We start from the raw sequence: 9,953 nt of genomic DNA on the forward strand, positions 1-9,953 counted from the left end.
CCCTTTTATGAAATCGCTTTCAATATTTTACTAATCTATATTTCTCTTCAATTAATAATAACATGAAAACAATATAATTAAAATAAAATTTTAATAGCTACAAAAAAATTGTAATACACAAACAAATTGCCGCATAAGTCAGATGCGGCAATTCATCATTACACATTTTTTAATACAAGGTAAAGCCTGTTGACACGCTCTGTTTGCTCTTCTTCAGAAGCAAGATCAAATTTTTTCAGCAGATGGAATACCTCATTTAAAATATCCTGTGTATGTTCCTGCTGGAAAAATGACTGAAACAGCGGGTGCATATCTTCCGGAAGGAAACCTCTCTGCTGTTCAAATTTATTTTGAACATCTTCCTGAGTATGGTCCAATTTACATTCGCTCATTAATAAAACCTCCTGAATGAACTGTATACTTTTTTTCGTAAGTATTAATCACTATTCTATTTTACCTTCTAGAGTCCTATTAAAACATATACCTCTACTGCATCGTTTCTTCAAACATTTCGACTATATTATAGAAGTAATTGATTTGAAATGGAGTGAGTTCTTTGAAAAAACTTTCTGTGAAACTCGGTCTGCTGTTCCTTCTGAATGGCCGTTGCTTTCTTTATTCGTAGTGCTCTCGTCTTTGCTGGTACCATTCTGTCCAGTATCGCCGTTATTTCCGCCGCAGGCAGTTAGAGTAAGCGCGGCAGTCAGAGAAACAAACCAAATGGCGAATTTTTTTTTGGATAACATATTCAATTCCTCCTTTACTTCATGAAGTTAGTATGGCAATAAATTGTGCAGAAATTATGGAACAGGTATGAAATAATACTAAATTAATACTCCCCCTTGCATAAAAACATATACAACCTTTATAAACAAATATTTTAATTTACCTAAATTAAAAAAAGACACCCTGCTGGATGTCTTTTTTCTCTGCTAATTTAAGCAGCCATTTTACGGCATTCTTCCGAACACTTAAAGCAAGCGTCAGCACAGCGCTGACAGTGAGCGTGATTATGTTTTTTGCACTCATTTCCACACGCTTCACAAATGTCTGCACACAGAGTGCAAATTTGTCTGGCAAAAGGGCTGTTAGACTGCATTGACTTAGCTGCAAAGGCACAGATTTCCGCACACTCTCTGTCCGACCGAATACAGTCTGCCATCATTTGAACATCTTCTTCCCCTAAGCAAGCGTCATAGCATACATTACAGGCCTCCATACACTCTATACAAGCCTGAACACATTCTTCATATGATTGAGTAAACATTATATCCACCTTTCTATAAACTCTATCCAAAGATACTCTACCCCTGCATTCCGGTAGTAAACTGCCAATATCGGCATAAAAAGAGCAGAGAGTTATCTCTCCGCTCCTAAAATGTTACTTCTGTATACCCGTCCCATTTCTTTCCTCTTTAAATGGCAGCTCTTTCTTTACATATGAATAATCATTCCGGTTGATTGGAACAAATCCTTCCGGCTTATAAAATCGCAGGAGGTCTTTGTAAACAATGTTATCTGACATTTCCAGTTCTTTTTTCGCCTGATCGAAAAGTGATTTACAAGCATTAGCTTCAGCTATTTCCCCGGATTCCGTATAATAGCAGGTTTCTTCAATTTGGGTATATGTCGGTGAAATAAAGTTGCCGTTTCGGAATGGGACAACTTCACGGTGTTTTTCTGATAAAAGATCTGATCCCATTTCAAGGTAATTCTTTGTATCAATGCCCAGCAGGTGAAGTAATGTCGGTCGCACATCTACCTGTCCGCCGATGTTGTGGACAATGCCGCCATTCACTCCAGGTACATGTATGAACACGGGCACTCTTTGAAGCTTGGCATATTGGAATGGCGTAATTTCTTTTCCAATCACCTTAGCCATTGCCTTATTATGATTTTCTGAAATTCCGTAATGATCGCCATACAGAACAACTACTGTATGGTCATACAATCCGGAATCCTTTAAATCATTAAAAAACTGTTCAAGTGCCTGGTCCATATAGTTCGCTGACTGAAAATAATGATTCACCACATCATTGTCTGTTTCTCCTGCTGGAAATTCAGTATCCCACTCATCCATTTTAAAGGGGAAGTGATTAGAAAGAGTAATGAATTTTGTATAAAACGGCTGTGGAAGACTGGTCAGCATCGGCATGGATTCCTTAAAAAACGGCTTATCTTTTAAACCATAGTTTTTTGTGTTTTCATCGTTCATATCATAATACTCGGCATCAAAAAACTTATCATATCCCATGGTTTTATACATTTCATTACGATTCCAGAACGTCTTGTAGTTTCCATGGAAAGTTGCTGAAGTATAGCCATGCGGCTTTAAAATAGCTGGTGTGCCATGGAATGTATTTTGAGCTTTCGTTACATAAACAGCTCCCTGTGACATGGGATATAGTGATGTATCCATCATAAACTCAGCATCTGAAGTCTTTCCCTGTCCGGTTTGGTTGACTATGTTATCAAAGTAGAATGTCTTGCTGCTATGTGCAAGTGAATTCAGGAATGGGGTAACTTCTTTACCATTCAGCTTGTAGTCTATAATAAAAGTCTGAAGTGATTCCATGGATACATAAATAACATTCATGCCCTTGGCTTTTCCAAAGTAATTAGGGTTCGGAGGTGCGTATTTCGCTTTAACATAGTTCTCTACTTCAGTCGCATCGTTCGTATCTGCAAGAGCTCGCTGGCTGGCAGACTTCGCGTTTTGGACTATATCATAAATCGTGAAATTGTATGCACCAAGGTATTTCACCAAATAATTACGGTCGAAGGAACGTGTAAGCAGTTCAGGACGGTCTTTCTCGGCGATTTCAAGATTAATGAAGAAGACAATAATCCCTGCAACCATAACAGCTATCGCCGGTTTTCGGCTAATTTTCTTACCAGGTTTATACCATTTCCTAACTGCCAGGAAAAGAAGCAGAAGAGTGTCTGTAAAATAAAAAATATCCCACGGAGACATTAACGACAGTGCGCTATCTCCGAGCTGTCCCCCATTTACTTTGGCCTGCATGAGAACAGGAACAGTGATAAAATCGTTAAAGAATCGATAATAAACAACATTTGCATAAAGCAGGAAGGATAAGAATAAATTCAAGCCAATTAGCATGCCTGATTGCCATTTCCCTTTAAAAAACAAAGCGAATCCCAGGAATACCAGTGTAGAACTTAACGGATTCAAAAACAGTAGAAATCGCTGTATGTCATTATTAATCCCTAAATTAAATTCAATGCGATAGGCTGCATACGTTTTCAGCCAAAAAAGGATAACAGTCAGAAAGAATACAGCAAGACTGCTTTTCGCCAGTTTCTCAGGCGACTTGAATAACTTTTTCATTAGTGTGGTTTCACCTCTTAAATTGTACATATACGAAAATTTTGTAGAAACTTCATTAATAAATGGTGAACGAATGTAAAATAATATAGCACAATTTCAAATTAATGAAAATGGATATCTCCTTTATATCTTTCGCCTTTTTCCTTCAAAAGCCAACAATTTTTAATATAATTTCCTGTTACCCACTATATTTTAATGGTAAAATGAATTTTCCCTTCATAATTTCAATGCTGAAGGAGTATTGATGTTCAAAAGGGCCAAGCTAAAATTAAACATAGTTGGATTGGAGAGTCTTCATGAAAGAACGTCTTTTATTTTTTATTTTTGGTATGCTGATCCTGACAATGGGTGTAGCCCTGATTATCAGATCAAATCTCGGAGCTTCTGCATGGGATGCCCTGGCTGTCGGTGAATCGCAAATGTTTAACTTAACAGTCGGCACCTTTGTTTTTATAAATGGAATCGTACTCATTTTTTTAAATGCCTTTCTAATGAAAAAAAAGCCTGAAGCCCTTGCAGCCATTTCTATTTTGATAATTGGCGCACTAATAGACTTTTGGCTTCTCATTATTTTTGATGACCTTTCACCGCAGACATTGGCAATGCAATCAATCATACTGTTCCTTGGAATCCTTTCGATGGGAATGGGAGTTGCCATCTATCTGCAGGCTAAATTTCCGGCAAGCCCTATGGATACCTTAATGGTAGCGATTCATACAAGATTTGGATTAAACTTAAGGAATTCAAGGATCATCAGCGAAAGCTTTGCTTTGCTGCTTGCGTTTTTATTCAGAGGTGCAATCGGAGTAGGCACAATCGTGGTAACATTGACACTCGGACTTGTTGTACAATTCTTTTACCCGGTTTTTGAAAGAGCGCTTGAAAAAATGCAGGCACCGAAAGGCCCTGTCATCACTAAATAATAAGATCTCATCCTGCTCTTTGAGCAGGATGTTTTTACTTTCTTAATACTTCATAATCCTTCCATTCCTCTGGCAGCAAGGCCCGATATTTTGCCTGCATATACCTGTCATCCATTAAGACAATTTTTCCCGTATCCTTTTCAGAACGTATCAATCTGCCTCCTGCCTGCAGAACCTTGTTCATTCCAGGGTAAGTATAAGCATAATCATAACCGTTTTTCCCTTGCTGATTAAAATAAGCTTTTATAATATCGCGTTCAAATCCTAGCTGTGGAAGCCCTACACCCACTACAAATACACCATTCAGCCGATCACCCTGCAAATCAATTCCCTCTGAAAAAATTCCGCCCATGACGGCGAACCCCAACAGAGTTCCAGAAGGATTAGGCTTGAATGCATCCAGAAACCCTTCCCTTTCTCCTTCATCCATCCCTGTCTTTTGAATGATTATGTCTAGTGTCAGTTCCTCATCAAGTAACCGTCGATGGACATTCTCCATATATTGATAGGATGGAAAGAAGATCAAGTAATTTCCCTTGTGTTCCTTTAGTATGTCCTTAATAGTGCTGACGATCGGTTTTATAGACTCTTCCCTGTCACGGTATCTTGTTGAGAGCGGCTGTATGTAAACCTTTGCCTGATCTATTGAGAAAGGAGAAGGAACGGCTAAAATATAATCTTCCTCTTGAAAGCCAAGCATATCCAAATAATAAGTAAGAGGCATTAAGGTAGCAGAAAAAAAGATAGCTGATTTAAACCCTTTTCTGGCCTTGGTCAAAAGATTCGATGGATCGAGGCAAAATAACTTAATGACCAGGTTATTTCTCTGCTGTTGAATATACGTTACGAACCTTTCATCATACAGTTTTCCTATTCTTATAAAGTTCTGGGCAGCGAAGAATACTTCCAGCAATTCTTCATCCATATTATCTCTGTTTTGCCCCAGATAGTCTTCGGCACAATGAACAAATTCCTCTAGAACTTCAAAAAGTTCTTCAGGGAGATTTTTTTCTGCGATTTCCTGATTTTCACCACATTTCTTTTTTAATGCAATAAAAATTCCATTAATCTGTTTTGCACTTTTTTGTAACCTTGCATCCTTTCCCTTAAATCTTCTGCTCAATTGAAGAAAGGCTGATTTCTCAAGCACGCTTGAATACATATCCCTTCCGCGGTCAACAAGGTTATGTGCTTCATCGATCAGGAGCGACGTTTTCTTTTTCTCCTCTTCCATCAATCGCTTCAGCGAGACCTTAGGATCGAAAATATAATTGTAATCACCAATAATAATGTCAGCTGCATATGCAGCATCCAATGAAAATTCAAAAGGGCAGACCTTATGTTTCATCGCATATTTTTCAATTGTCGATCTGGTTATCATGTTCTCCTTTGTCAGGAGATCAAGTACTGCTTTATTGATCCGGTCGTAATATCCATTGGCAAACTCGCAGCTGTCTTTGTGGCATTCGGTTTCTTCCTTAAAGCAAATTTTGTCCTTGGCCGTTATTGTAACCGATTTAAGATTCAATCCTTTATCCCTCATCAGGCTAATGGCCCCTTCTGCAGCCTGGCGGGTAATGGTTTTAGCCGTGGCATAGATGATCCTCTGAATATGTCCTTCCCCGATAGCTTTTAATGCTGGAAAAAGGGTGGAAATGGATTTGCCGATACCTGTAGGTGCGCTGGCAAATAAGTTTTTCCCTTCAGCAATGGTCTTATATACTGCCCCTGCAAGTTTCCTCTGGCCATTTCGATAAGCCGGAAAGGGAAAAGCCAGTTCCTTAAGACCTGTTAATAAATTCTTTTGATGTCGAACCCTTAATTCTGCGTATGGTGAATATGATTCGAGAAGATGCACTATAAATGCTTCCAGTTCACCAAAAGCATAACTGTGCTGAAATCTTTTCACTTCACCTGTTTTAGCATGTACATATGTTAATTGAACTGTCATTTTTGAAATATTATGGTCTTTGGCATACATGAAAGCATAGCACTTAGCCTGAGCCCAATGAACAGGATAAGCAAATTTATCAATTTGTGATAAAGGGAAAGATACAGACTTAATCTCATCAATAATCAGTTCTTCATTTTGGTTGATAAGCCCATCACATCTTCCTTCAAGATGAAAGTCAAGGTTGTTGAAAGAAAATCCAGCATGCAGATACACTTCTTTTTGATCTTCTTCCCCATAAAGCTTTTGAATTCTCTGATGAATTCTTGTTCCTTCTGTAAGCGGCACTGCTGAACGGAAGCCTGTTTCAATGCTGCCGCTCTTGTAAATATATTCAACCAGCGATCTTACTGATATTTTTATCTTATTATCCATTGAAACGGCCCCTTAATTTTCTATTCACTTATTATAGCACATACGTTCTGCATAAAAGAAAGATTTGCAAAAGAAGGAAATAACCATATAAAATTTAAGAAGAAAAAAGTGAGAGGAGTGTGAATGGAACTGTTCGTTTCTTGAGCAGCCACAAACCTTGAAAAAAATTATTTTTTGGCTAATTACCGGAGGATCTTTAATTCTATTGGGTTTTCTCATTTATTTTGCTTCAATGAATTTGATTTCAAATAAAGTAATGACAGAAGTTGCCCGAAGCATCACTGCGGATGATCTTGAAATGCTTGCAAGTGATCCCGACGTAGCGGCTCTGCTTGGGAACAGTATGGATGAGTTAAAAGCTGCAGATCTTCAAATGACGTCATTGCCAATCAAGACAAAAGAAGAGGCAGTAAAGAAGATTTCAGAAAGCTTTTCGATGGATGAAATCCGGCAGAGTTTCTCAAAAGTAAAAGGCGGACTGACTGCTGAAGAGCAAAAGGAACTATACAGTCTCTTAACTGAAAGATTATCGGATGAAGAATTAACTGCTCTGAAAATCATAGCTGTACAGGAAGCAAAGCAGAATCAATAAATAATTCTAAAGCACTATTTTGAGTTATTCGGAAGATTCGGGATATTAGACCAAACAAGATTCATTCCTTTACATACCTTAGTATTGAAGGGAGGGATCTATAATGTATCAATTGGCATTATTATATCTTGCGTGTATGCTTGCTGGCTACGGCATGACAATGGTACCTGTTTCTGCAGTTATTACTTCAGGTATTGCCAGCTTTTTCACCATTGTCGGCAGCCTGGCTATGATCATCTTTGGTCTTGCTATTCTTTATCTTGGAATGAAAGCTTTGTTAGGAAAGTAGCTTTCACTATGGAAAACACCAGCGGCTTAGCGGGCTGGTGTTTTTGTTATTTTTTCTATTAATCGAACCCGTCATTCACTGGTCAGCAGCGGTGTTAAAGCAAGCTCAATTCCGTTCTTATAAAAACTTGCTGCAATTCCATGTCTTAGCCGGCTTTCAAATTTCTGCTTGGCTTCAGAGTTTGCAACAGGGACTTCAATCAGAAAGTTCATGGCATTGCTGCGAAAATCGATAAATCGGATATCAGGTGCAGGTGCGCTTAGAACTCCTTTTGTTTTCGGTATTGCCATGGCCACTGCTTCTCTCAGAAGCTTTTCGACTTTCTCAGTATCAGTACCGTATACTACGCTGATTTGAACCTGTGCCAGCATTTCTGAGCCTGTCCGGTTTTTAATGATCTGTTCGATAAAGTATTGATTTGGCACAATCAGGGTCCCCTCTTTAGCTGTGCGGATGATAGTGGATCTGAGACGAATGCTTTCTATTTTACCGATTTTTTTGTTAATCTCTATTACTTCCCCAACTTCAATCGGCCGTTCGAAGAGAATGATAATACCTGAAATAAAGTTACCGGCAATATTGCGCAAGCCGAAACCTATCCCAATACCCAGAACCCCCAGCATTGCTGCAGCCGCTGTTAAATCCAGCCCAACCGTTGTCAAGCTGATCGCGAGCGCTGCAACCATGACGGTGTAATAGATCATTCTGTTGAATGAATAGCCCAGTCCCCGATCGACTCCATAGAATTCATAAACAGATGTTAATACATATTTGGTAAATACTTTTACGATCCGATTTGCAAGCGAGACTGTCAAAAACGCTACAATTAGTAAATATAGCGTCACATCTACTTCCCCTGCTGTGAACAAAGTATAAAAGAGCCACTTCTCCCTTGAAAAATAGAACAAGAATAGAATGATAATTCCATAAAAAGCAGCCCAATTCACGAGTGAAGAAACTCCCTGCATAATCCGGTCATGATGTACGGAATTGCCACTCTTCTTTTTCACGAGTAAGTTAACTGTCCATTTGGCAGTTAATATTACTCCTGCAAACAATAAAAACAACAGCGCCTGTTGCAACGTTACATTCTTAAAAAATAGCATAGTCAGATTCCCTCACCTGTTATATGGTTCATTCCTAAACTATTCCTCTTACATAGATTCTTAAACCGGTGTTTAATACTGTTTAAAAAAAGGAACAGTGAATACTAAATACATACATAAAGGTTGAGGTATATACATGTGGATCAATAAACCATTTTTTAAATATGCGGCAGGCACCATATTCGTGTTAATCATCATTTTTCTACTCGGGAAGATTGATTATTTTTTATGGCCGATCCGTGCCCTGATTGCAACTATTTTCTTTCCGGTTTTAATTGCCGGCATTTTTTACTATATACTAAGACCCCTCATCAGGGTTGTTTCAAGGGTTATGCCCAAAACAGCGAGCATTCTCCTTATTTTTGCAGTGGTACTGGGTTTAGGGTATTTAGGATTTAACTTGCTCGGCTCTACAATAGGCAGCCAGATAGCTGAAATCAGCGAAAGCCTTCCTGCTAAAATGGAGGACTTATCGGATGAAACGGAAAAAGTGGTTGAGGAAAATAATATGGGCATGTTCTCCTATGATCGTGTCAAAAATAAAGTTTTAAACTTTCTGGAAACCATTTTATCAGGGGCAGGAGAAAACGTAATGAAGGTGTTTTCAACCATTACAAGCATAGTCACTGTAATCGTCGTTGTACCTTTTATCCTTTTCTACTTTCTCAAGGATGATCATAAACTCAGGCCTTTTCTTTTAAAATACCTCCCCGATAAACACGAGGAAGAAGGCAAGCGTATTTTGTGCGATATAGACAAAACTTTATTTTCCTATGTAATCGGCCAGTTTATCGTGGCAGTTGTCGATGGCGTATTGATGTATGCAGGGTATAAAGTTATCGGATTGGATTACGCTTTGATATTAGCAGTGTTTGCCATGTTCCTGACTGTTGTACCTTTTCTAGGTCCTGTTCTCGGAATTATTCCTGCAGTATTCATCGGGTTATTACAGGGTCCGGGAATGGTATTAAAAATCATAATGGTTCTGATTGCAGTCCAGCTCCTTGAAGGCAATCTTGTCTCACCTCATGTGATGGGCAAAAGCCTTAACCTCCATCCGCTCACAGTCATTATTATCTTAATGGCTGCAGGATCGATCTATGGCTTTATCGGAATCCTGATTGCTATACCTTTTTATTCTGTCATAAAGGTTCTGGTAAAAGACTTCAGAAGGTTTTACCGTTTAAAAACCAGGAAAAGCCTCTTATCCGAAGAAATTTAAATGGACTGCCGTAAAGGCAGTTCAGACTGTCGACAAACTCGATGAAAATCGTACTTGTCGGGAGTCTTTTTTGATTTAAAATAGAAGTAATACAATGCTTGAGGTGATTAATATGCTTTCTAAACATAATCCAATTCAACGGGATC

The 9,953-nt window shown here is 38.6% G+C and carries 10 protein-coding genes; 4 read left to right on the top strand and 6 right to left on the bottom strand.

The annotated features are described in order from the left end of the window. Nucleotides 1–158: 158 nt before the first annotated feature. The 4 genes from M3205_RS13925 to ltaS all read right to left on the bottom strand — a co-directional run bounded on the left by M3205_RS13925 (nt 159) and on the right by ltaS (nt 3,349). Entirely contained in the window at nt 159–392 is a 234-nt protein-coding gene (locus M3205_RS13925; protein ID WP_251170457.1) for a group-specific protein, read from the bottom strand. A gap of 123 nt (nt 393–515) precedes the next feature. Beyond that, entirely contained in the window at nt 516–746 is a 231-nt protein-coding gene (locus M3205_RS13930; RefSeq protein ID WP_251170458.1) for a hypothetical protein, read from the bottom strand. A gap of 191 nt (nt 747–937) precedes the next feature. Further along, complete coding sequence (locus tag M3205_RS13935) at nt 938–1,267, bottom strand: four-helix bundle copper-binding protein (RefSeq protein WP_251170459.1); 330 nt, start codon at nt 1,265–1,267, stop codon at nt 938–940. Between the two features lie 114 nt (nt 1,268–1,381). Continuing rightward, on the bottom strand, nt 1,382–3,349 hold the full coding sequence (gene ltaS, locus M3205_RS13940) for a lipoteichoic acid synthase (protein ID WP_251170460.1): 1,968 nt from the start codon (nt 3,347–3,349) through the stop codon (nt 1,382–1,384). 296 nt (nt 3,350–3,645) lie between these two features. Between ltaS and M3205_RS13945 the strand changes: the two genes are divergently transcribed. Further along, nucleotides 3,646–4,272, top strand: coding sequence for a YczE/YyaS/YitT family protein (locus M3205_RS13945; protein WP_251170461.1), 627 nt, complete (start codon nt 3,646–3,648; stop codon nt 4,270–4,272). Nucleotides 4,273–4,306: 34 nt separating this feature from the next. Here the strand turns inward: M3205_RS13945 and M3205_RS13950 are convergent, their stop codons facing one another. Beyond that, nucleotides 4,307–6,598 (bottom strand): ATP-dependent DNA helicase, encoded by a 2,292-nt coding sequence (locus tag M3205_RS13950; protein ID WP_251170462.1) that lies wholly within the window; start codon nt 6,596–6,598, stop codon nt 4,307–4,309. 157 nt (nt 6,599–6,755) lie between these two features. Here M3205_RS13950 and M3205_RS13955 point away from each other — a divergent pair, with 157 nt between their 5' ends. After that, nucleotides 6,756–7,190, top strand: coding sequence for a hypothetical protein (locus M3205_RS13955; RefSeq protein WP_251170463.1), 435 nt, complete (start codon nt 6,756–6,758; stop codon nt 7,188–7,190). A gap of 103 nt (nt 7,191–7,293) precedes the next feature. After that, nucleotides 7,294–7,479 (top strand): hypothetical protein, encoded by a 186-nt coding sequence (locus tag M3205_RS13960; RefSeq protein ID WP_251170464.1) that lies wholly within the window; start codon nt 7,294–7,296, stop codon nt 7,477–7,479. Between the two features lie 71 nt (nt 7,480–7,550). Here the strand turns inward: M3205_RS13960 and M3205_RS13965 are convergent, their stop codons facing one another. Further along, nucleotides 7,551–8,585, bottom strand: a complete 1,035-nt coding sequence (locus tag M3205_RS13965; RefSeq protein ID WP_251170465.1) for a mechanosensitive ion channel family protein — start codon at nt 8,583–8,585, stop codon at nt 7,551–7,553. Between the two features lie 136 nt (nt 8,586–8,721). On the opposite strand from M3205_RS13965, the gene M3205_RS13970 reads away from it, so the two are divergent. Then, nucleotides 8,722–9,807, top strand: coding sequence for an AI-2E family transporter (locus M3205_RS13970; protein WP_251170466.1), 1,086 nt, complete (start codon nt 8,722–8,724; stop codon nt 9,805–9,807). Nucleotides 9,808–9,953 lie beyond the last annotated feature (146 nt).

The sequence above is a fragment of the Cytobacillus firmus genome (assembly GCF_023715565.1).
Taxonomy (GTDB): domain Bacteria; phylum Bacillota; class Bacilli; order Bacillales; family Cytobacillaceae; genus Cytobacillus; species Cytobacillus firmus_C.

Coding starts and splice junctions, on each gene's coding strand:
- M3205_RS13925 (WP_251170457.1), bottom strand. CDS start 392: ATGAGCGAATGTAAATTGGACCATACTCAGGAAGATGTTCAAAATAAA.
- M3205_RS13930 (WP_251170458.1), bottom strand. CDS start 746: ATGTTATCCAAAAAAAAATTCGCCATTTGGTTTGTTTCTCTGACTGCC.
- M3205_RS13935 (WP_251170459.1), bottom strand. CDS start 1,267: ATGTTTACTCAATCATATGAAGAATGTGTTCAGGCTTGTATAGAGTGT.
- ltaS (WP_251170460.1), bottom strand. CDS start 3,349: ATGAAAAAGTTATTCAAGTCGCCTGAGAAACTGGCGAAAAGCAGTCTT.
- M3205_RS13945 (WP_251170461.1), top strand. CDS start 3,646: ATGAAAGAACGTCTTTTATTTTTTATTTTTGGTATGCTGATCCTGACA.
- M3205_RS13950 (WP_251170462.1), bottom strand. CDS start 6,598: ATGGATAATAAGATAAAAATATCAGTAAGATCGCTGGTTGAATATATT.
- M3205_RS13960 (WP_251170464.1), top strand. CDS start 7,294: ATGTATCAATTGGCATTATTATATCTTGCGTGTATGCTTGCTGGCTAC.
- M3205_RS13965 (WP_251170465.1), bottom strand. CDS start 8,585: ATGCTATTTTTTAAGAATGTAACGTTGCAACAGGCGCTGTTGTTTTTA.
- M3205_RS13970 (WP_251170466.1), top strand. CDS start 8,722: ATGTGGATCAATAAACCATTTTTTAAATATGCGGCAGGCACCATATTC.